The organism is Rhodococcus sp. OAS809, from assembly GCF_040546695.1.
Taxonomy (GTDB): domain Bacteria; phylum Actinomycetota; class Actinomycetes; order Mycobacteriales; family Mycobacteriaceae; genus Rhodococcus_F; species Rhodococcus_F qingshengii.
Genome location: NZ_JBEPOI010000002.1, coordinates 13,707 through 34,486 on the forward strand (window position 1 = coordinate 13,707; position 20,780 = coordinate 34,486).

Below are 20,780 nucleotides of genomic sequence, written 5' to 3' on the forward strand. Positions count from 1 at the left end.
CGGTCGCTACTCCGTGTAGCGGCTGTCGCACACTTCCCGGCCACCGAGAACGCCGGTCCGGAACGCGTCGACACGTGCGAACCCGCTCGGAACCGTCTCACCGTTGACGTCACTGGCAGCCAGGCCGTCGGTCAGCAGCCCCGATACGGCTTCGTCGAGGTCGCCGGGGGAGAGTGTGACCTGTGCTCCGGACGCCGCGGCGTTGGTGGGACTGAGCGCTGCGGTGATGACGCCGGACAGGCAGGCGGCGCGCAGGGCAGTCTGCGGAGTGTCGAGCGATTGGCCGTTCTCCTTCTGCATCGCGAGGGTGTACCTCGACGCGAGCAGGACATAGGCGTTGTAGTCACCGGTGATGTTGGTCTGGATCAACTCGCGTCGCCCGACGCGACCCGGCGTGCCGCGCTCGGCAAGGTCGTCGACGCTGATTCCGATGGTGTTCGTCGACGGGCAGTACGAGACGGGTTCGGTCGCAACGGCATCGCTGCACCCGGTGTCTGCGCCGGTGAACACGACCTTCGGTGGCTGCGGTAGATCGAAGATCGCTTGGAAGGTCTTCACGAACTCGTCGAGAGTTGCCTCGGTGACGGGCAGTTCTCCGGAATCGTTGCCCTCGGCGAACTGCTGCGGGAGGTCTGCACGCCGTGACTCGATTTCGTCGGCGTCCATCTTCGCGCACGCACCGGCGCCGTCGGTGAAGCCGATCTGAGTGGCGGTGACGCGCTCGAACGCCGAACCATGGTGGCTCTCAGGATCATTAGGGTCTTCGTCGCGGATGGCGACCGCCGACGCCAACACCTTGTTGAGTCCGTCGGAGGTGTTCATCGTGAAGTGCGCGGCCTTGTCCTCGGCGACGTGCCGCAAGAAGGCGCCACCGAAACAGTCGGCTTGCTGTTCGCGCACCAGGGCTGCGTCTCGTTTACCGCCGACGATCCCGGCCTTGCGTTGAACGGCATGGCCGTACTCGTGCGCAAAGATGAACGCGACGGCCACTTCACCGAACTTCTCCCGCACCTCGGGCAGCAGCAATTCACGATCCCAACCGATGGTGTGATCGATGCTGCAGTACCCGGCGTTGATGAGTTCTTCGGTGGTCTCCTCACAGAAGTCCGGGCCGTTCGATTCGGTGGGGTCCCACGAGATCAGCTCGTCGACCGGTTCGAAGGGCTTGTCGAACAGAGCCGGGTACTCGGCGGCCCAGTAGGTTTCGATGTCTGTGATGGCGTTGGCTGCCAGCGCGTCGATGTCCCCGCCGTCGGTGCCGGTGATTGCTCGGTCGGCGTTGGGGGCTCCCGGACGCAACCCACTTGGTCCTGCCGTTGCGTCGAGTCCGGCGACGCGGAAGGGATCGTGATAAATCGAGACGGCGTGGCCACTCGTTCCCTGGGCACAACCGGCGAGCAGTGCTGCCACTGCCAACAGTGACGACGTGACAATGACTACTCGCCGGCCGACCATCAACGCTCCAGACTTATCCAAATCGCTCCAGCAGCTGGCAGCGCCACCTGTGCGGAGGCTGGCCGACCGTGCCACGAATGCGACGTTGCTGTGACCGCTCCGAGGTTCCCGACTCCGGAGCCGCCGTACACCTCGGCATCGGTGTTGAGAATTTCCACCCATCGGCCGGGCTCTGGTAGCCCGACGCGGTAGCTCGAGTGCTCACTGCCCGAGAAGTTGAACAGGCAGGCGACAATCGAACCGTCAGTACCGTAACGCAGAAAACTGAGGACGTTGTTCTCGGTGTCGTTGGCGTCGATCCAGGAGTATCCACCGGGCGAGGTGTCGAGGGTCCACATGGCCGGATGACGTCGGTACGCGGAGTTGAGATCGCCGACCAGTCGCTGGACGCCGCGATGGAGAGTGCCGGTGTACTGATGGTCGAGCTGCCACCAGTCGAGGCCGCGTTCTTCCGACCATTCCGCACTCTGACCGAATTCCTGTCCCATGAACAGCAGTTGCTTGCCTGGATGCGCCCACATGTATGCAAGCAGTGAGCGCAGGCCGGACGCCTTGGCGAAGTCGTTGCCGGGCATCCGGGTCCACAGAGTTCCTTTGCCGTGCACCACTTCGTCATGGCTGATCGGTAGCAGGTAGTTCTCACTCCACGCGTACATCAGTGAGAACGTGATCTCGTGATGGTGGTAGGTCCGGTGTACCGGGTCGTGACCGAGGAACCCGAGGGTGTCGTGCATCCACCCCATGTTCCACTTCATGTTGAATCCGAGGCCGCCGACATTGGTCGCCCGAGTGACTCCGGGCCACGCCGTCGACTCCTCGGCGACGGTGACGACTCCTCGATGGTTCTTGTGGACGGTGGCGTTCATCTCCTGCAGGAACGCAACGGCTTCGAGATTCTCGCGGCCGCCGTGAATGTTGGGAGTCCATCCACCTTCCGGGCGTGAGTAGTCCAGGTACAGCATCGATGCGACAGCGTCGACGCGAAGTCCGTCGATGTGGAACTCCTCGAGCCAGAAGAGTGCATTGGCGACGAGGAAGTTCCGCACCTCGCGGCGACCGAAGTCGAATACGTATGTGCCCCAGTCCAACTGCTCGCCGCGACGCGGATCGGCGTGCTCGTACAGGGGAGTTCCGTCGAAACGAGCCAGGGCCCACTCGTCTTTGGGGAAGTGTGCAGGCACCCAGTCGACGATGACACCTATCCCTGCGGCGTGCAGGTGGTCGACGAACCAGCGGAAGTCGTCCGGGGTGCCGAAGCGGGAGGTCGGTGCGTAGTACGAGGTGACCTGGTATCCCCACGATCCACCGAACGGATGCTCGGAGACGGGCAGCAGTTCGACGTGGGTGAATCCGGTTTCGGTGACGTAGACGGCGAGTTGCTCGGCCATCTGCCGGTAGTCGAGTCCCGGACGCCACGATCCGAGGTGCACCTCGTACACGCTCATCGGGGACTGCGAAGGATCGACACCGGCGCGGGTTTCGAGCCAGGCCGCATCGTTCCACTCATGCGAACTGGTGGTCACTCGCGACGCCGTCGCCGGCGGGACCTCGGTACCGAATGCCATGGGATCGGCCTTGTCGCGAACGGAGCCGTCGTGGCCGTGGACCCGGAACTTGTACAGCGAACCGACTGCGATGTCGGGCAGGAAGAGTTCCCAGACCCCAGTGGATCCGAGGACTCGCATGGGGGCGAATTGCCCACTCCACCCGTCGAAGTCGCCGACGACGGTCACGCCGCGGGCGGCCGGAGCCCAGACGGCGAACGAGGTGCCGTCGACGGGGCCGTCCGGTGTCTCGTAAGAACGCGGATGTGCACCGAGGATGTCCCACAGTCGTTCGTGCCGACCTTCGCCGAACAGGTGTAGGTCGAGTTCACCGAGAGTAGGCAGGAACCGGTAAGGGTCGGCTGCGAGAACCGTGTGTCCACCCGGGTACGTCACGGAATAGCGATAGTCGATCAGGTCGGGGTAGGGGACCAGAGCCGCGAAGATTCCGTTCGAAACATGTTCGAGAGGAAAGTTTTTGCCGCCGATGACGGCACTGACGGACTCGGCGTTGGGACGCAACGCTCGCAGAACGGTGCCGTCGGCGTGGGGATGGGCGCCGAGGACACTGTGCGGATCGTGATGTTCACCGCGCGCCAACAGCTCCAGATCGTGATTGTCCGGTGCGATACCCGAAGGGAACTTCTCGGTTGACATCACTTGCCTCCACCTGCGCGGTGCGCATTGCGTGCTTGGTAGGCCAGAGAGATCCGGGCCGGATACGGAACGGGTGGGAGCGCGAGGATGTGCGCCACCGAACGCCAGGGCTCGAGGCGGACGAAATTGGCTTGGCCCCAATTGAACTGCTCACCGGTTACCTCGTCGAGCACGGTCATGTGGTCGTGCCATTCGCGTCCGAGCGCCGGCATGTCCAACCAGACGGTGCCCTCTTCTGCAGCGAACGGGTTGAGGTTGATCACCGTCAGGACGGCGTCACCGGTCGAGGCGTCGAACTTCGAGTAGGCGATCAACGCGTCGTTGTCGATGTGGTGAAAGTGCAGGTTCCGCAACTGTTGCAGGGCCGGATGTGCACGCCGGATGCGGTTGAGCGCGGTGATCCACGGCTCGAGAGACTCGCCTCGCGCTGCTGCTTCGGCGAAACGGCGCGGCCGAAGTTCGTACTTCTCGGAGTCGAGGTATTCCTCGCTGCCGGGGCGAACGGCTTGGTGTTCGTAGAGTTCGTAACCGGAGTAGACGCCCCACGTCGGCGCCAGGGTGGCGGCGAGAGCTGCTCGCAGTGCAAACATTCCGGGCCCACCGTGCTGGAGGGACTCGTGCAGGATGTCCGGCGTGTTCACGAAGAGGTTCGGTCGGGCTTCGTCGGCCTTCGCCGCCAGCTCGTTACCGAATTCGGTGAGCTCCCACTTCGCAACTCGCCAGGTGAAGTACGTGTACGACTGTGTGAACCCGCGCCGGGCAAGGCCGTACATGCGCGCCGGACGAGTGAAAGCCTCGGCGAGGAACAAGACGTCGGGGTCAGTTTTCTTGACCTCCGAGATGAGTGTCTCCCAGAAGTTGGGCGGCTTGGTGTGCGGGTTGTCGACACGAAAGATCTTGACGCCGGCACTGATCCAGTGTCGGACGACTCGCAGGATTTCCTTGTCCAGACCGCGAGGATCGGTGTCGAAGTTGATCGGGTAGATGTCCTGATACTTCTTGGGCGGGTTCTCGGCGTAGGCGATGGTGCCGTCGGGAAGGACGTTGAACCACTCCGGATGCTTCTTGGCCCATGGATGATCCGGGGCACACTGCAGCGCGAGATCCAGTGCCACTTCGAGATCGAGCTTGCGGGCCACAGCGACGAAGGCCTTGAAGTCCTTGAGCGTGCCGAGTTGCGGGTGAACAGCGTCGTGCCCGCCGTCGACCGAGCCGATGGCCCACGGCGAGCCGACGTCACCGGGTTCGGGAGTGAGAGTGTTGTTGCGTCCCTTCCGGTTGATCTCGCCGATGGGATGGATCGGCGGAAGGTAGACGACGTCGAAACCCATTGCGGCGATGCGGGGTAGGTCTTCGGCCGAGGTTCGGAAAGTGCCGTGTTGCGGCACCCCGTTCTCGTCCCAACCGCCCGTCGAGCGGGGGAAGAACTCGTACCACGATCCGAACAGTGCACGGTTGCGATCGACGACGACGGGGTGCGACTCGCCCTTGGTGACCAGTTCACGGAGCGGAGTGGCGCGGAGCAGTTCGGCGACGTCGGAGGCGAAGGCCGGCGCGACGCGAGCAGTCAGTGCCTGATCGCTGCGCAGCGACGCCGTGACGGCCTCGAGCCTGGACCTGTTGCCCCGCGGTACCTCGTGCGCGGCCTGTTCGAACAGGCGCGCACCGATTTCCAGGTCGTTGGCCAACTCGGCCGCCCCTTGCCCGACGGCGAGCTTTGCTTCCACGGCGTGCTTCCAGGTGGCGATGGGATCGCTCCACGCCTCGATCCGGAACGACCACATGCCTTCGGCGGACGGCGTGAACACCGCGTCGACGGTGTCCGGTTCGGTCCCGGGATCCATCGGAATGCGCAGCGGCTTGGTACCGCGCGGACCACGCACGACAAGAGTGGCGGAAATGGCGTCGTGGCCTTCTCGCCACACGGTGGCGTGCACTGGGAAGACTTCACCGACCACGGCCTTTGCCGGATAGTTACCCGAGATCTCGGGTACCACGTCGTCGATACCGAGGCGTCCTGACACGGGAAGCTCCATTTCTGGTGATGGATCGCGGTAAAACTTTCTTTCGCCGGGTTCAACCGTAGTGGGTGCGGCGCTGGAGTGCTGATAACGACGAATTCGGGTCTGTCGGTGGTCAGGTCGGCTCGGGCGTTCGGTTCCACCGGACAGAGTGCAAGGAACTCGACTAGGGTTCGCGGGGTGAAAGCCTTGCGTCGGTTCACTGTCCGAGCCCACCTTCCGGAGCGCCTCGCCGCGCTCGGCCCCCTGTCCACCAACCTTCGGTGGTCGTGGCATCCCGAGACACAGGATCTGTTCTCGCGACTCGACCCCGAACTCTGGCAAGCAGTCCAGTTCGATCCGGTCCGCATGCTCGGGGAAGTCGACCCCACCCGTCTCGACGAACTCAGCAGTGACGAGGCATTTCTCGGTGACCTCGACACTGCAGCAGCCGATCTCGATGCTTATCTGAGCACCCCGCGTTGGTATCAGTCCCAGCAGGCCAAGGGCACATCGTTAGCCGGCGGAATTGCGTACTTCTCCATGGAGTTCGGAGTCAGCGAAGTTCTGCCCAACTACTCCGGTGGATTGGGCATCCTGGCGGGCGATCACCTCAAGGCCGCGTCCGACCTCGGGCTGCCGCTCATCGGCGTCGGACTGCTCTACCGATCCGGCTACTTCCGCCAGTCGCTGACCGCCGACGGTTGGCAGGCCGAGCACTACCCGCCGCACGACCCTCAAGGGTTGCCTCTTCGTTTGCTGACGGACGCAGGCCCGGCTTCCGAAGACGGATCGCCGGTCGTCATTCACGTCGCCATGCCCGGTGGCCGGGTGCTGCGTGCGCGAGTGTGGATCGCTCAGGTCGGACGAGTGCCGTTGCTGCTGCTCGATTCCGACATCGCCGAGAACGACGCGGATCTGCGCGGCGTCACGGACCGTCTCTACGGCGGGGACCAGGATCACCGCATCAAGCAGGAGATCCTCGCGGGTATCGGCGGCGTCCGCGCGGTGCGCGCCTACACCGCGGCGTACGGATTGCCCGATCCCGAGGTGTTCCACATGAACGAGGGGCATGCCGGATTCCTCGGCATCGAACGGATTCGGGAACTTGTCACCACCAGCGGTCTGGACTTCGATTCGGCTCTGGCCGCGGTCCGTGCCGGAACGGTCTTCACGACGCACACTCCGGTTCCCGCCGGAATCGACCGCTTCCCGGCGGATCTGGTCCGTCACTACTTCGGCGGAGCGAACGGCGAGAACGAATCGAGTTTGCTTCCCGGCCTGACCGTCGACCGCATCGTCGGGATGGGGCGTGAAGCCGATCCGTCGATCTTCAACATGGCGCACATGGGTCTTCGCCTGGGCCAGCGAGCCAACGGCGTCTCGAAGTTGCACGGCATCGTCAGCCGCGACATGTTCAACGGTCTCTGGCCGGGCTTCGACGCCGACGAGGTGCCGATCGGTTCGGTCACCAACGGTGTTCACGCGCCGACGTGGGCGGCGCCGGAGTGGATGGACGTGGCCAGGCGGATCGTCGGTCAGGAGCAACTCGAAGAAGCACGCGGGTGGGAGCGCCTGCACGAGTTGTCGGCAACCGAACTGTGGGAAACACGTAATGCGTTGCGCGGCAAGTTGGTCGACGAAGTTCGTCGTCGCGTCCGAGCGTCCTGGCTCGAACGCGGCGCGACCGAGGCCGAACTCGGCTGGACCACTGGAGTATTCGATCCCAACGTCTTGACAGTCGGATTCGCGAGGCGCGTTCCGACGTACAAGCGGTTGACGCTGATGCTGCGTGATCCCGAGCGTCTGCGTGCGATGTTGCTCGACGAGAAACGTCCGGTGCAGTTGGTGGTGGCCGGCAAGTCGCACCCCGCCGACGACGGCGGTAAGGCACTCATCCAGCAGGTCGTGCGGTTCGCCGACGAAGCGGATGTGCGTCACCGCATCGTCTTCCTGCCTGATTACGACATGTCGATGGCCCGCTACCTGTACTGGGGCTGCGACGTGTGGCTCAACAACCCGCTTCGCCCCCTCGAGGCGTGCGGTACTTCCGGCATGAAATCCGCGCTCAACGGCGGCCTCAACCTCTCCATTCGCGACGGATGGTGGGACGAGATGTACGACGGCGAGAACGGGTGGGCCATTCCGACGGCCGACGGTGTTCTCGACGACGTGCGGCGTGACGATCTGGAAGCCAGCGCCCTCTACGAACTTCTCGAGCACGCGGTACTGCCGACGTTCTACGACCGTGATGCAGCCGATCTGCCGACGCGCTGGGTCGAGAGGGTTCGCCACACTCTCGAGAATCTGGGCCCGAAGGTGTTGGCATCACGCATGGTTCGTGACTACGCCGTCGACTACTACGCCCCTTCGGCGGAATCAGCTCGAGCGGTAGTGGCGGACGATTTTGCCGGCGCGCGTGAGGTGGCCGAGTTCCGTCGTCGCATCGAATCGCAGTGGCCGTCCGTCGCCGTCGAGCAGGTGGACGGTTCCGGACTGCCGGACACTCCGGAGATCGGTGCGACCATCTCGTTGAAGGCCAAGGTCCGTCTCGGCGGCTTGTCGGTCTCGGATGCCCAGGTACAGGCAGTCCTGGGACGCGTCAGCCCAGGCGAGGAGCTCACCGACGTGGTGACGTTCCCGATGACACACTTCGGCGCCGAGGACGGAACCGAGATCTTCGAAGCCGAGGTTGCGCTTCCGGTCTCCGGCTCCGTGGGATACACCGTGCGGGTGCTGCCGCATCACCGGTTGTTGGTCGATGCGTCCGAACTCGGGTTGGTGACCACTCCGAGCGTCTGACGTATTGCATTCTGCCCCGGTCCGTTCGGTCGGTACCGGGGCAGAATTGTGCCCGCGTGAGAACTGGGTCAGCGACGTGAGTCGCGGATGCGGGCGAGCGCCTTGCGGACGACTTCGGGGTTGGTCGTCTCCCAGAACGGAGGCAGCGATGCGCGAAGGTAACCCGCGTATCTCGCCGTGGCCAGACGCGGATCGAGCACGGCCACCACGCCCTTGTCGTCGGTGCTACGAAGCAGACGGCCGACGCCCTGTGCCAGGAGCAGCGCCGCGTGATTGGCCGAGACGCTGAGAAAGCCGTTACCGCCATGGGATTCGATAGCCTGCTGGCGAGCCATCAACAGCGGGTCGTCCGGGCGCGGGAACGGAATCCGGTCCAAGATGACGAGGCTCAGTGACGGACCCGGAACATCGACGCCCTGCCACAGGGACAACGTGCCGAACAGTGACGTGGGTTCGTCCTTGGCGAAGGCCTTGACGAGGGTGCCGGTGGCGTCGTCGCCCTGGCACAGGATGGGGGTATCGAGGCGTTCACGCATCGCCTCCGAGGCGGCTTTGGCGGCGCGCATCGACGAGAACAGGCCGAGGGCGCGTCCGCCCGCAGCCTCGACGAGTTCGGCGATCTCGTCGAGATAGACCGGGGAGAGGCCGTCGCGGCCGGGCGTAGGGAGGTGGCGGGCAATGTAGATGATGCCGGCCTTTGCATGGTCGAAGGGCGACCCGACGTCGAGTGAGTTCCAGCGGAAAGCCGAAGCGTCAGAAGGTGCTTCGGTGCCGATGGCGGTACCCGAGTCGGGGCGCGCGGACGATTCCGCAGGAAGACCCCAGTTGACGGCGAGACCGTCGAACGATCCGCCGACGGTCAGTGTCGCGGAAGTGAGAACGACGGTGGATTCGGCGAACAGTCGCGAGCGCAGCAATCCGCCGACGGAGAGCGGAGCCATCCGGACGGAGCGCCGCACCGATCCGCGGAACTCGTCCGAGGACAGCCAGACGACGTCCTTGCGCTTGGCCGGGTCGGGTTCGTCGAAAGCGGTGAGAATACGCACGGCACTGTCGTGGACGTCGTCGACGGACGAGAGTGCGGCGTTGCGGGCCGCAGCGGCTTCGGGGTCTGCGGCTGCCATGCCCGGTTTGGCCGGACCGATAGCGGTGCGCAGCGACCAGGCCGCGTCGCGGATCGCAGCCAGTGCGGGTGCCGCCCCGTCCGGGAGGCCTTCCCAGCGACCTGGGCGCAATTCCTCGAGGAGTCCAGCCCACCCCTCGCCGGCAGCTTCGAGGCGATCGGCATCCTGTTCTTCGGCGATCTTGCCGCAACGCCGGGCCGCGGCACTGATCGAGGCGGCAGTGAGATCGGCCGTGGCGACGCCGGTGACGCGGTCGACCAACTCGTGGGCCTCGTCGATCACCACGACGTCGTGGTCAGGCAGGATCTGGATGCCGGTGATGGCGTCGATCGCGAGCAGTGCGTGGTTGGTGACCACTACGTCGGCCTTCGACGCCTCGACTCGGGCGCGCTCGGCGAAGCAGTCCTCACCGACCGGGCACTGGTTCTTACCGATGCATTCGCGGGAGGTGACACTGACCTGCCGCCACGCCTGATCGGATACGCCCGGCACCAATTCGTCCCGATCACCTGTTTCGGTGTCGGAGGACCATTCGGTGAGGCGGACGACCTCCCGGCCGAGACGCGAGACCGTGAACGGATCGAACAACTCGTCCTCGGGTGGCTGTTCGGACGCGCCGGTGTGGATCTTGTTCATGCACAGGTAGTTGTTGCGGCCCTTGAGGATTGCAAACTCGGCGCGTCGGCCGAGTGGCTTCTTCAGTGCATCGGCGAGCCGTGGCAGATCTCGATCGACGAGCTGGCGCTGAAGCGCGATGGTGGCGGTGGACACGACCACGGTGCGCCCAGACTCGACCGCATGGCGCAGGCTCGGAACGAGGTAGGCGAGCGACTTACCGGTACCGGTGCCGGCCTGGACGGCCAGATGCTCGCCGGTGTCGATCGAGTGCGCCACGGCGGACGCCATCGTCAGCTGACTGGTTCGTTCGGCACCGCCGAGCGACCGCACCGCTGTCTGGAGCAGTTCGGGAACGTTCGGGAGTTGATCGGCCACCCACGAAGGTTAATGGATCCCTACGTCAGAAACGTCCACGGATGATTCCCGGGGTAGTTCCCCGGCATTCGAGTCTTCTTGCGACGAGGCCTCGTCTCGCCCGATCAGCTGCACTCCCGCCTCCCGCATCTGCACCAATGCCGACTCGATCGTGGCGGTCGACACACCAGCGGTGAAGGGGAGAAGGACAGTCGTGGCGAACCCCGCGCGCGCGGCATCGACGGCCGTGGCCTTGACACAGTGATCCGTGGCAATTCCGATCACGTCGACGTCGGTGATCTCGTGGGCGCGGAGCCAGTCCTCGAGCGTCGTTCCGTCCTCGGCTGCTCCTTCGAAACCGGAGTAGGCCGCGCTGTAGGCGCCCTTGGAGAAGATCGCCGACCCGGCGACGGAAGCGTCGAACGCCGGATGGAACTCGGCGCCGGCTGTCCCGACGACGCAGTGAACCGGCCAGCTGTCGATGAAGTCGGGATTCTCGGAGAAGTGCGCCCCAGGGTCGATGTGGAAATCGCGAGTCGCGACTACGGCGTCGTACTCGTGGGAGTTGACGAAATCGTTGACGGCTCCCGCAACCGCAGCACCGCCGTCGACTGCAAGAGCTCCACCTTCACAGAAATCGTTCTGAACGTCGACAATTATCAGTGCTTTTGCACTCACTGGTGCTCACCTCCGGTGAATCGAACGGGCACAGCCGAGTCTCCGCGCGAGAGCTTGAGGCCTTCCCACGGCAGGCTCACGAGCCCTGCCTTCAGAACCGCTCTGCTCTCTTCGAGCGTCGGCGCGCTGTCGACGACCTTGCCTTCGCGAACCAGCGGGATCAGCAGTTCGGTCGCTCCGTCCGCCTCGGAGACAGGTGACGGTGATCCGGCGGGGTAGATGACTTCTTCGACGATCGTGCCGGTCGGACGCACTACGCGCAGTGCCTTCTTTGCGCCGCCGCGAGATGCCTTGTTGGTGCTTCTCTTCTCGACCGCGATTCCGTCGACCTCGACAAGTTTGTAGACCATGCCGGCGGTGGGGGCGCCAGATCCGGTGACCAGGGAAGTGCCGACGCCGTACGAGTCGACGGGTTCGGCGCGCAGAGCCGCGATCGCGTACTCGTCCAGGTCGCCTGAGACGACGATGCGTGTCTTGGTAGCACCGAGATCGTCGAGTTGTTGGCGTACCTGACGAGCAAGAACGCCGAGATCACCGGAGTCGATGCGAACTCCACCCAGTTCGGGACCGGCAACGGCGACAGCCGTTTTCACGCCCTCGGTGATGTCATAGGTGTCGACCAACAAGGTGGTGGATACGCCCAGAGCGGCGACCTGACCGCGGAATGCCGCTGCCTCGTCCGGACCGTCTTCGGTGGTGTGCAGGAGCGTGAAGGCGTGCGCGCTGGTACCTGCGCTGGGTACGTCGTGACGCCGCGCAGCTTCGAGGTTGGAGGTGGCGTCGAAGCCGGCGAGATACGCGGCACGTGAAGCGGCGACGGCGGCCTGTTCGTGTGTACGACGCGAGCCCATCTCGATCATCCGTCGACCGCCCGCTGCGCTCACCATGCGGGCTGCGGCCGAAGCGATCGCGCTGTCGTGGTTGAGGATCGAGAGAATCAAGGTTTCGAGGATGACGCACTCGGCGAACGTTCCGCGGACCGAGAGGATCGGTGATCCGGGGAAGTAGAAATCTCCCTCGCGGTAGCCGTCGATGTCACCGGAGAATCGATAGTTGCGCAGCCACTCGACGGTCGTGTCGTCGAGAAATTTTGCAACGATCGCCAGTTCAGGTTCACCGAACCGGAACTGCTCGAGTGCGTCGAGAAGGCGCTCGGTACCGGCGACGACGCCGTAGCGACGGCCGTCTGGCAGCCGCCGTGCAAATACCTCGAAACTGCAGTTGCGGAAGGCAGATCCGTCGGCGAGAGCCGCCGAGAGCATGGTCAGTTCGTACTGATCGGTGAGCAGTGCGGTGCTGGCACCGGCGTCGCGGATGTCGGAAATTTGCGTAGGCACGCACACAACTCTATGCGCGAGACGACGTGGGTGGGTGTTGTCGCCTCTCGTCGCGCCGTACCCTGGATACATGGTTTTCGGCGGCGCGACCGTGTCCGGCACTTACTCGGCGAACGTAACGATGAGAGGCGCTACGGCTTCCTCTCCTCAAGCCACGCCCGAGCAGTCGGAGGCTGTTTCGACCATCGAAGCCGCAGATCGGCCCTGGGTGACCATCGTCTGGGACGACCCGGTCAATCTCATGCATTACGTGACTTACGTGTTCCAGAAGTTGTTCGGCTACAGCAAAGCCAAGGCCACCGACCTGATGATGCAGGTCCATTCGGAAGGCAAGGCCGTGGTCTCGAGCGGTTCGCGCGACAAGATGGAGGCCGATGTTCGTCGCCTCCACGCTGCCGGTCTCTGGGCCACGATGCAACGCGACGACACCTGAGAAAAGCACTTTTTCGACCGATTTGTTCGCCTAACTCGTAGACGGGAGTCCGACGCGTGCGGACGTGGAGTAGGAAGAGTTCACTCGGCGGAGTGAAGTTCAAGTCCGAGATGGACGGCCACGAGGCGGCGGTTCTGCGCTCGCTCGTGGAGTCGGTGACCGGGCTTCTCGACGAGCGTGCGTCTTCGGCGCCGCAAGACGAGCTCGCCGCGCTGACGGGCCTTCGTACCGGAAATTCGGAGACGCCCGACAATCCGGTATTGGCGCGTTTGCTGCCCGACTTCCAGCGCACCGATCCGGACAAGGTCGCTCCGGACAGTGACGATCTCGACGACGCCGGTGCCAATGTCAACGGCGCGCTGCGCAGTTTGCACGAGCCCGAGATCATCGATGCCAAGCGTGAGTCCGCTCGCATGTTGTTGGCTTCGCTTCCGGAGGCCGGCGGCAAGGTTGTTCTCACGCAGGAACAGGCCGATGCGTGGCTGTCCTCGCTCAACGACGTCCGTCTCGCGCTCGGAACCAATCTCGGCATCGACGCCGACACACCGGAGAGCCTCGAACCCGACGACCCGCGAGCCCCGCATCTCGACGTCTATCACTGGTTGACGTGGATGCAGGACTCCCTCGTCCAGGCGCTCATGCCATGACCACAACGCGGACCGGGCCCACTGATTCACTGACAGATGTCGCCGGCCTCGCCGTCGGTCATCACCACAAGCTCGACGAGGGAGCCACTCTCGGAAGCGGCGCAGCCACCGGCTGCACGGTCGTGCTCGCGTCGGCCGGTGTGGTCGCCGGAGTCGACGTCCGGGGCGGCGGTCCGGGTACCCGCGAGACCGATCTGCTCGACCCGAGCCATTCGGTCCAGCAGGTCAATGCCGTGCTGTTGACCGGCGGTAGTGCCTACGGACTTGCCGCGGCCGACGGAGTGATGCGCTGGCTCGAGGAACACGATCACGGGATCGCGATGGGCGCTCCCGGCCAGGTGGTACCGATCGTGCCCGGCGCCGTGATCTTCGATCTGCCGGTGGGGGACTGGACCGTTCGTCCGACCGGCGATTTCGGATTCCTCGCTGCCGACACTGCTTCGCGCGAATTCGCCACGGGCACGGTCGGCGCGGGGGTAGGTGCCAGAGCCGGAGCGCTCAAGGGTGGGGTGGGAACGGCCAGCGTCGTGATCGCCGACGGCCCCGCCGAGGGGACGACGGTCTCCGCCTTGATCGTGGCGAATCCGGTGGGTTCGGTCTTCGACCCCAGAACAGGCCTGCCGTGGGGCGTCGGCTCGGACGGCGCGGAGTCGTTCGGCCTCAGGCTCCCCGACGCGTCCGAACTCGCGTCGGCCAACGCCGTTGCAGCCAAGGGAACCGTCCTCAACACCACGATCGGTGTGGTCGCCACTGACGCCGCCTTGACGAAAGCCGGGTGCCGACGCGTCGCCGTCGCAGGTCATGACGGCCTGGCCCGAGCGATTCGGCCCGCACATTCGCCGCTCGACGGCGACACGATCTTTGCGCTCGCCACCGGTGATCACACTCCGAACTCGGAGATCACGGTTCCGGACGCTTTCCCGAACGAACTGCCGATACTCGACGCGGTGTGCGCGGCTTCGGCCCAGGTGGTCGAACGTGCGATCGTCACAGCGATTCTCGACGCCACGTCGGTAGCCGGAATCCCGAGCTACCGCGAACTCTTCCCGTCCGCATTTCTCTAAGCAGCACTCCTGGAATCGGCGGTAATCTCGAATTGAGCCTGGTCGCAAGTGACCGGATCAGAAGACCGGATCGACGGTGGAGGACGCACACGATGACGATGGATTTCAACAGTCCGGACTTCGGCACCCGGACGCCGGCACGGAAATCCGGTCCGCCCTCGGTGTGGAAGCAGTCGGCCGTGTTGGTGGGCGGCTTCGCGATCCTGCTCTACGTGATCGAGATCGTGGATGTCATCTCCGGTCAGAACGTCCAGAACGCCGGCGTCACCCCGCGCACGCTCGACGGCCTGTGGGGAATCCTGTTCGCCCCGGTGTTGCACGACGACTGGGGTCATCTGATCGCCAACACCATTCCGGTGCTGATCCTCGGATACCTCGTGCTGGTGTCGGGAATTGCGCGGGGACTCGCGGCGACCGGCATCATCTGGGTGATCGGCGGCGTCGGGACCTGGTTGTTCGCCGGCTCGAACTCGAATCACGTCGGTGCGTCCGTGCTGATCTTCGGCTGGGTCACCTACCTGCTGGTGCGCGGGTTCTTCACGCGGAGTTTCACACAGATCCTGATCGGCGTTGCCGTCTTCGTCGTGTACGGCGGAGTGCTGTGGGGCGTTCTGCCGAGCGATCCACGGGTTTCCTGGCAAGGGCATCTGTTCGGAGCGATCGGCGGCGTGGTTGCCGCCTGGGCGTTGACGTCGGGGGAGAGGGCCAAGCGCGCCGGGTCGGCGCCGGCCGTTCGACCACCGAGTTTCTGAACGGACGTGGGTCACACCCTCACTGCGGTGTGACTTCGACGCGCCAAAACCACCAAGAGCTTTTTCCCAGACGGGTAGACGTGGCAGCATGACCGGTATGCGCATGACCGTCCTGGGGTGTTCCGGCAGCGTCACGGGTCCGGATTCACCGGCTTCGGGATACCTGCTCACGGCACCGGGAACTCCGCCGCTCGTGATCGACTTCGGCCCGGGAGTTCTTGGGGCGTTGCAGCGATACGCCGATCCGGGCGAGGTGACGATCCTGCTTTCGCACCTTCATGCGGACCACTGTCTCGACATGCCCGGCCTGCTCGTCTGGCGTCGCTATCACCCCAACCCGCCGGTCGGCCGTGCTCTGGTTTACGGCCCCACCGACACCGCGTGCCGCATCGGAGTGTCCTCCGCCGAGTGCGCCGGCGAGATGGACGACATCTCCGACACCATCGACGTCCGGCTCTGGGCCGAGAACGAGCCGGTGACGTTCGGTGAACTGAGCGTCGTCGCCCGCCGTATGAATCATCCACCCGAGGCCTACGGTTTCCGGATCACCGGCGCCGACGGCCGCGTCCTCGTCTATACAGGCGACACCGGTATGTGCGACAACGTCGTCGAACTCGCGCGTGGTGCAGACGTGTTGCTCTCCGAAGCGTCGTGGACCGACAGTCCGGATCGCCCCGAGGGAGTTCACCTCTCCGGTAAGGAAGCCGGCCGTGTGGCTGCCCTCGCCGGCGTCAAGGAACTTCTCCTCACGCACATCCCGCCGTGGACATCGCGTGAAGACGTGATCGCCGAAGCGAAATCCGAATTCTCCGGACCGGTCCATGCCGTCTCCGCCGGAAGTGTCTACGACATCTGATTCCCCTCACATTCGGTGCAGCGCTCACCGGGCGACCGCTAGGCTCACGAAGGTGACTACACGAGAAGACGGTAGGGCGGACGACGAGCTCCGCACGGTCAAGATCACCCGCGGGTTCACCAGTCACCCGGCCGGATCCGTTCTGGTCGAGTTCGGGAACACTCGCGTCATGTGCACCGCCAGCGTCGAAGAGGGTGTACCCCGCTGGCGCAAGGGCTCCGGCTTGGGTTGGCTGACAGCCGAATACGCGATGCTTCCCGCCGCCACGCACACACGCAGTGGCCGCGAATCGGTCAAGGGCAAGGTCGGCGGCCGCACGCAGGAGATCAGTCGACTCATCGGCCGATCACTTCGAGCGTGCATCGATCTCGCGGCAATCGGTGAAAACACCATCGCCCTCGACTGTGATGTCCTCCAAGCCGACGGCGGTACCCGCACCGCGGCTGTGACGGGGGCATACGTGGCCCTGGTCGACGCCGTGACGTACCTGCGCGCCGCCGACCTGCTCTCCGACCCTCAGCCCATCTCGTGTGGCATAGCGGCCGTCAGCGTCGGCGTCGTGGACGGACGAGTGCGTCTCGACCTTCCGTACGAAGAGGATTCGCGTGCCGAGGTAGACATGAATGTCGTGGCCACCGATACCGGCACGCTGGTGGAAATTCAGGGAACCGGTGAGGGCGCCACCTTCCCACGCTCGACGCTGGACAAGCTGCTCGACTCCGCTCTGGCTGGTTGTGAGCAACTTTTCGAGATCCAGCGTCAAGCGTTGGCCGAGCCGTATCCCGGGGTGCTACCCGAACCGAAGAATCCGGAACCCAAGAAGAAGTTCGGTGCCTGAGCTGTGAGCGTACGAGTACTGGTTGCCAGCCGAAATGCCAAGAAGCTGAAGGAACTTCACCGGGTGCTCGACGCCGCTGGAGTGAACGGAATCGAACTGGTCGGGCTCGACGAGGTCCCGCCGTTCCCCGAAGCCCCCGAGACCGGAGCGACGTTCGAGGAGAATGCGCTCGCCAAAGCGCGTGACGGAGCAGCTGCAACCGGAATGCCTTGCATCGCAGACGATTCCGGTGTCGAGATCGACGCACTCAACGGTATGCCCGGTGTGCTGTCCGCGCGATGGTCGGGCACTCACGGAAACGACGGCGCCAACACGGCTCTGGTCCTGGCTCAGCTGGGAGACGTGCCGGACGAGCGTCGAGGCGCGGCATTCGTCTCCGCCTGTGCACTGGTGATCCCCGGCGGCGACGAGACCGTCGTGCGCGGCGAATGGCGCGGGGTGATCGGCCGCGAACCAGCCGGCGACGGCGGCTTCGGATACGACCCCATCTTCCGTCCGGACGGCGACACCCGCTCGGCCGCAGAACTCACCCCGGCCGAGAAGGATGCGGCGTCACATCGAGGGCGCGCGCTCGTACAGCTCGTTCCCGCGCTGGCGGCACTGGCCGGCTGAACCGAATCCGAAAAGTAGAGCCCTGAACGCGTCTGCGCTCAGGGCTCTACTTTTTGAAACTCTCAGAGCTGATAAGCCTGCTTCACCTGGGCGGTTCGCTTGTGCTCGAACACGAACGACAGGAACGGGATCGTGCCGGCGAGCGCGGTGGCAACCGTCGTACCGGGCTTCCACCGGGCCTTGATCGCCAAGTCGATCGTGAATACGAGATAGAGCATGTAGAACAGGCCGTGGATCTGGCCGATGTAGAACAACCACGACGGTGCGTCCGCCGAATTGTCGAGTATCAGGTACTTGTAGACCATCTCACCGGTCAGGAACAGCAGCCAGAGGCCGGTGATCCAGGCGAGAACGCGGTATCGGACCAGCGCCGACGCAACCTTCTTTTGCTTGTCTGCGTTGACTGCGGGGGTAGCGATGCTCGCTTCCGAACCGGTACTCACGTCGTGCTCCTATCGGACTCGCGAGCGGCGAGCTGCGCAAGGTAGTCGTTGTATTCCAGCATTTGGCGGGCTTCAGGGTCGTCGACGTCGAGGTTCACATCGTCGAACTCGGCCTGCGGGCGTTGCGGCAAGAGGTCGGCGGGGATCTCACGCGGCTCCGCGGCGGCTTCCTCGGCTTCGGCCTCTTCGGGGTCCACGTCTTCGAGCTGAACGAACTTGCGGTACGCGTACACGACAAACGCCGCGAACAGCGGCCACTGGAACGCGTACCCGAGATTCTGTCCCGAGCCTCCGACGGCTTCGAAGCGCTCCCACTGCCACCAGCCGAGCGCGAGGCAGCCGGCAGCTGACACGATGACCAGCAGAATCAGCGCAGGTCGGCGTTTAGTAGCGTTCTTGGACACACTAAGACGGTACCTGAGAGCTATAGTGCCTCGCCCTGCGATCTCCGACACGGTGTCGTAGAAGCCGTGCCACGGCGTGTCGTAGAAGCCGTGCCACGGCGTGTCGTAGAAGCCGTGCCACGGCGTGTCGTAGAAGCCGTGCCACGGCGTGTCGTAGAAGCCGTGCCACGGCGTGTCGTAGAAGCCGTGCCACGGCGTGTCGTAGAAGCCGTGCCACGGCGTGTCGTAGGGGCCGTCCCGCAGCACCTGTGCGCTATGCCCATCCTCACCCGCAACGCCAGGGCACTGAACACATTCTCCCGGCTGTGCTGCATCGATAACCTCGGGGCGTATCCGAAAGCAGGGGAGTGTTTCATGCACATCAGAGTGATTCGCCCGGTCATCGACACCACACTGACTCCGGCGGTGACAGACGAGGTGGAGCACTGGGCGGCGCCCGGCACGACGGTCGACGTCGTGTCACTGCTCTCTGGCACGGCGAGCATCGAGTCCGAGTACGACGAGGCACTTGCCGGTCCCGGGATAGTGCAGAGGGTCGAGGAAGCGGCTGCCGACGGCGTGGACGGTGTGTTCATCACATGTTTCGCCGATCCCGGAGTGCATGCCGCCCGAGAGATCATCGACGCTCCGGTGGTCGGCGGCTTCGAGCCGTCATTTCTGACAGCGATGAGTCTGGGCGATCGCGTCGGTGTCGTGACCATCCTGCCGAATGTCGTGCCGATGCTCCGATCGCTCACTCGGCGGTATGGGCTCGATGGTCGGCTGGGCAGTATTCGAGTCGTGGACATGCCGGTGCTGGGCCTCACCGATCGGGAGGAACTGGTCGATCGACTGGCCGCACAGGCGTCTACGGCAGTGGAGAACGGTGAGGCCGATTCCGTCGTTCTCGGTTGCACCGGCATGCTCGGTGTGACCGGCGCAGTCCGAGACAGGCTGCATGGCAAAGGGATTCATGTTCCGGTTGTGGATCCGACGGCGTCGGCGATCACGTGGTTGGAGAGCTCGGTCCGTCTGGGGCTGACGCCGAGCCGGACGACGTACATGACTCCACCGGTCAAGGATCGAAAGCGCTGACCTTGCTCACGAGAACCGAAAAAGCCCCGCCGGATCAGATCCGGCGGGGCTCTTCGTTGTGCGCGAGGGGGGACTTGAACCCCCACGTCCTGAGACACTGGAACCTAAATCCAGCGCGTCTGCCAATTCCGCCACTCGCGCGCGGAATTCAAAGGATACGCGAGTGGAATCGCTCGCGGGCACACCACCCTGGTCGGGATGCGCCCGGGCGCTCTCACGCCGTTGTGGCAAGTGGATCCGCTGCCGGCGGCGTAGCGGATCTCTCCGATCGGCGCGGTTGCTCAGCGGTGCGTTGATATCGCCACGCAGCGTGGGTGAGCGTTTGAACATCGACATCGAGATGTTCGGCAACCGCAACGAGCAACTCGGCTGCGTCGGTGCTCGACAACAATTTCTCGCTACTGCTTGCTTCGGTGGCGAACCGTGCAAGCAGGTCGATCGAAGTTACCGTCAACCTCCCGGACAGGAACATCAGTGTCTCGAAGGTCCTGGGGCCGAGCCCCGGAACGGAGACGACTGCCGAACGGAGGCTTTCGGTGTCCTCGACGTCGGCACTGGACCGGCAACCGGAATCGACGAGCGCCTTGGCCGCACGAGCCGCACCCTCGGCTTTGGTGAAGTAGTTGCCCGGCACGCGCTGGCGATTGCCGAGAATCGTTGCGAGCTCGTCGCCACGGTCGGTGAAGGCGGCGAGGGCGGGCAAGCTGTCGAGGCGATCGTCGGCGGCTACCGAGCGGTGTGTGCGCCAACGGTCGACGACGGCGCGGACTCCGGTCTTCGGTGTTCCGTAGGCGGCGCGCGACGAGAAGATCGCGTCGAGAAGGGCGGCTTCGGACTCGCGCGGCCATCCCTGATTCCAATGCGGCCACGCCTCGCGCGGAAGCTCGGCGCCGATGAATTCGGCCGCTCTGACTACGTCTGTGTCTTTCATGATTTCTCCCCCCGAGAAGTTGTCCGGTGTGGACGCGCTGAACGTAGCGAGGGGGTCCGACAGATTGTGGCCCGGAACGCACGGGATCGACCGTCCGTCAAGGAGGTCACGAATTGGTAACAATAAATATGAGGGGTTCCTCAGGTTTCTGAAAATC

General features: G+C 64.5%; 18 protein-coding genes and 1 tRNA gene. 9 read left to right on the top strand and 10 right to left on the bottom strand.

Annotated elements, in window-relative coordinates; genetic code table 11:
- Positions 1 to 6: 6 nt before the first annotated feature.
- From ABIE52_RS03245 to ABIE52_RS03255, 3 genes are read right to left on the bottom strand one after another with little or no spacing between them, the layout of a single operon-like run.
- On the bottom strand, positions 7 to 1,455 hold the full coding sequence (locus ABIE52_RS03245; RefSeq protein WP_003945377.1) for a neutral zinc metallopeptidase: 1,449 nt from the start codon (positions 1,453 to 1,455) through the stop codon (positions 7 to 9).
- Positions 1,455 to 3,656 (bottom strand): 1,4-alpha-glucan branching protein GlgB, encoded by a 2,202-nt coding sequence (gene glgB, locus ABIE52_RS03250; protein WP_192712936.1) that lies wholly within the window; start codon positions 3,654 to 3,656, stop codon positions 1,455 to 1,457. Before glgB ends, ABIE52_RS03245 begins: the two co-directional genes overlap by 1 nt.
- Entirely contained in the window at positions 3,656 to 5,680 is a 2,025-nt protein-coding gene (locus ABIE52_RS03255) for an alpha-1,4-glucan--maltose-1-phosphate maltosyltransferase (protein ID WP_054828118.1), read from the bottom strand. Before ABIE52_RS03255 ends, glgB begins: the two co-directional genes overlap by 1 nt.
- Positions 5,681 to 5,857: 177 nt before the next feature.
- Here ABIE52_RS03255 and glgP point away from each other — a divergent pair, with 177 nt between their 5' ends.
- On the top strand, positions 5,858 to 8,458 hold the full coding sequence (glgP, locus tag ABIE52_RS03260; protein ID WP_192712938.1) for an alpha-glucan family phosphorylase: 2,601 nt from the start codon (positions 5,858 to 5,860) through the stop codon (positions 8,456 to 8,458).
- 68 nt (positions 8,459 to 8,526) lie between these two features.
- Here glgP and ABIE52_RS03265 read toward each other — a convergent pair whose 3' ends face one another.
- The 3 genes from ABIE52_RS03265 to ABIE52_RS03275 are packed head-to-tail and all read right to left on the bottom strand — an operon-like array spanning position 8,527 to position 12,569.
- Positions 8,527 to 10,575 carry an ATP-dependent DNA helicase gene (locus ABIE52_RS03265; RefSeq protein ID WP_116056499.1) on the bottom strand — a complete coding sequence of 683 codons (2,049 nt, stop codon included), beginning with the start codon at positions 10,573 to 10,575 and terminating at the stop codon, positions 8,527 to 8,529.
- A gap of 9 nt (positions 10,576 to 10,584) precedes the next feature.
- Complete coding sequence (locus tag ABIE52_RS03270; RefSeq protein WP_003945331.1) at positions 10,585 to 11,232, bottom strand: nicotinamidase; 648 nt, start codon at positions 11,230 to 11,232, stop codon at positions 10,585 to 10,587.
- The gene (locus ABIE52_RS03275; RefSeq protein WP_030537905.1) at positions 11,229 to 12,569 is read right to left on the bottom strand and encodes a nicotinate phosphoribosyltransferase; all 1,341 of its coding nucleotides are present in this window, start codon (positions 12,567 to 12,569) and stop codon (positions 11,229 to 11,231) included. Before ABIE52_RS03275 ends, ABIE52_RS03270 begins: the two co-directional genes overlap by 4 nt.
- 121 nt (positions 12,570 to 12,690) lie before the next feature.
- Here ABIE52_RS03275 and clpS point away from each other — a divergent pair, with 121 nt between their 5' ends.
- From clpS to rdgB, 7 genes are all read left to right on the top strand, one after another.
- Positions 12,691 to 13,002 (top strand): ATP-dependent Clp protease adapter ClpS, encoded by a 312-nt coding sequence (clpS, locus tag ABIE52_RS03280; protein WP_037132099.1) that lies wholly within the window; start codon positions 12,691 to 12,693, stop codon positions 13,000 to 13,002.
- 56 nt (positions 13,003 to 13,058) lie between these two features.
- Positions 13,059 to 13,649 carry an oxidative stress transcriptional regulator AosR gene (gene aosR, locus ABIE52_RS03285; protein ID WP_003945318.1) on the top strand — a complete coding sequence of 197 codons (591 nt, stop codon included), beginning with the start codon at positions 13,059 to 13,061 and terminating at the stop codon, positions 13,647 to 13,649.
- Positions 13,646 to 14,713 (top strand): P1 family peptidase, encoded by a 1,068-nt coding sequence (locus ABIE52_RS03290; protein ID WP_162113781.1) that lies wholly within the window; start codon positions 13,646 to 13,648, stop codon positions 14,711 to 14,713. The genes aosR and ABIE52_RS03290 overlap by 4 nt, the downstream gene beginning before the upstream one ends.
- A 92-nt stretch (positions 14,714 to 14,805) precedes the next feature.
- The gene (locus ABIE52_RS03295; RefSeq protein ID WP_030537907.1) at positions 14,806 to 15,465 is read left to right on the top strand and encodes a rhomboid family intramembrane serine protease; all 660 of its coding nucleotides are present in this window, start codon (positions 14,806 to 14,808) and stop codon (positions 15,463 to 15,465) included.
- Between the two features lie 97 nt (positions 15,466 to 15,562).
- Positions 15,563 to 16,321 (top strand): cyclic nucleotide-degrading phosphodiesterase, encoded by a 759-nt coding sequence (locus ABIE52_RS03300; protein ID WP_007733274.1) that lies wholly within the window; start codon positions 15,563 to 15,565, stop codon positions 16,319 to 16,321.
- A 52-nt stretch (positions 16,322 to 16,373) separates the two neighbouring features.
- Positions 16,374 to 17,159, top strand: a complete 786-nt coding sequence (gene rph / locus ABIE52_RS03305; protein ID WP_003945332.1) for a ribonuclease PH — start codon at positions 16,374 to 16,376, stop codon at positions 17,157 to 17,159.
- A 3-nt stretch (positions 17,160 to 17,162) separates the two neighbouring features.
- On the top strand, positions 17,163 to 17,771 hold the full coding sequence (gene rdgB, locus ABIE52_RS03310) for an RdgB/HAM1 family non-canonical purine NTP pyrophosphatase (protein ID WP_019749148.1): 609 nt from the start codon (positions 17,163 to 17,165) through the stop codon (positions 17,769 to 17,771).
- A 62-nt stretch (positions 17,772 to 17,833) separates the two neighbouring features.
- On the opposite strand, the gene ABIE52_RS03315 is transcribed toward rdgB, so the two are convergent.
- Together ABIE52_RS03315 and ABIE52_RS03320 are read right to left on the bottom strand one after the other, a co-directional pair.
- Entirely contained in the window at positions 17,834 to 18,214 is a 381-nt protein-coding gene (locus ABIE52_RS03315; RefSeq protein ID WP_125051494.1) for a DUF3817 domain-containing protein, read from the bottom strand.
- The gene (locus tag ABIE52_RS03320; protein WP_021333455.1) at positions 18,211 to 18,618 is read right to left on the bottom strand and encodes a hypothetical protein; all 408 of its coding nucleotides are present in this window, start codon (positions 18,616 to 18,618) and stop codon (positions 18,211 to 18,213) included. Before ABIE52_RS03320 ends, ABIE52_RS03315 begins: the two co-directional genes overlap by 4 nt.
- A 354-nt stretch (positions 18,619 to 18,972) precedes the next feature.
- On the opposite strand from ABIE52_RS03320, the gene ABIE52_RS03325 reads away from it, so the two are divergent.
- On the top strand, positions 18,973 to 19,692 hold the full coding sequence (locus tag ABIE52_RS03325) for an aspartate/glutamate racemase family protein (protein ID WP_054832213.1): 720 nt from the start codon (positions 18,973 to 18,975) through the stop codon (positions 19,690 to 19,692).
- A 59-nt stretch (positions 19,693 to 19,751) separates the two neighbouring features.
- Here the strand turns inward: ABIE52_RS03325 and ABIE52_RS03330 are convergent.
- Positions 19,752 to 19,833, bottom strand: a tRNA-Leu gene (locus ABIE52_RS03330).
- A gap of 73 nt (positions 19,834 to 19,906) precedes the next feature.
- Positions 19,907 to 20,623, bottom strand: a complete 717-nt coding sequence (locus tag ABIE52_RS03335; RefSeq protein WP_054826558.1) for a DUF8548 family protein — start codon at positions 20,621 to 20,623, stop codon at positions 19,907 to 19,909.
- Positions 20,624 to 20,780 lie beyond the last annotated feature (157 nt).

What these genes read in the sequence shown, in the direction of transcription:
- ABIE52_RS03290 (WP_162113781.1), top strand. Translation starts at nt 13,646, where the DNA reads ATGACCACAACGCGGACCGGGCCCACTGATTCACTGACAGATGTCGCC.
- glgB (WP_192712936.1), bottom strand. Translation starts at nt 3,656, where the DNA reads ATGTCAACCGAGAAGTTCCCTTCGGGTATCGCACCGGACAATCACGAT.
- ABIE52_RS03300 (WP_007733274.1), top strand. Translation starts at nt 15,563, where the DNA reads ATGCGCATGACCGTCCTGGGGTGTTCCGGCAGCGTCACGGGTCCGGAT.
- ABIE52_RS03295 (WP_030537907.1), top strand. Translation starts at nt 14,806, where the DNA reads ATGACGATGGATTTCAACAGTCCGGACTTCGGCACCCGGACGCCGGCA.
- ABIE52_RS03335 (WP_054826558.1), bottom strand. Translation starts at nt 20,623, where the DNA reads ATGAAAGACACAGACGTAGTCAGAGCGGCCGAATTCATCGGCGCCGAG.
- ABIE52_RS03325 (WP_054832213.1), top strand. Translation starts at nt 18,973, where the DNA reads ATGCACATCAGAGTGATTCGCCCGGTCATCGACACCACACTGACTCCG.
- ABIE52_RS03245 (WP_003945377.1), bottom strand. Translation starts at nt 1,455, where the DNA reads ATGGTCGGCCGGCGAGTAGTCATTGTCACGTCGTCACTGTTGGCAGTG.
- clpS (WP_037132099.1), top strand. Translation starts at nt 12,691, where the DNA reads ATGAGAGGCGCTACGGCTTCCTCTCCTCAAGCCACGCCCGAGCAGTCG.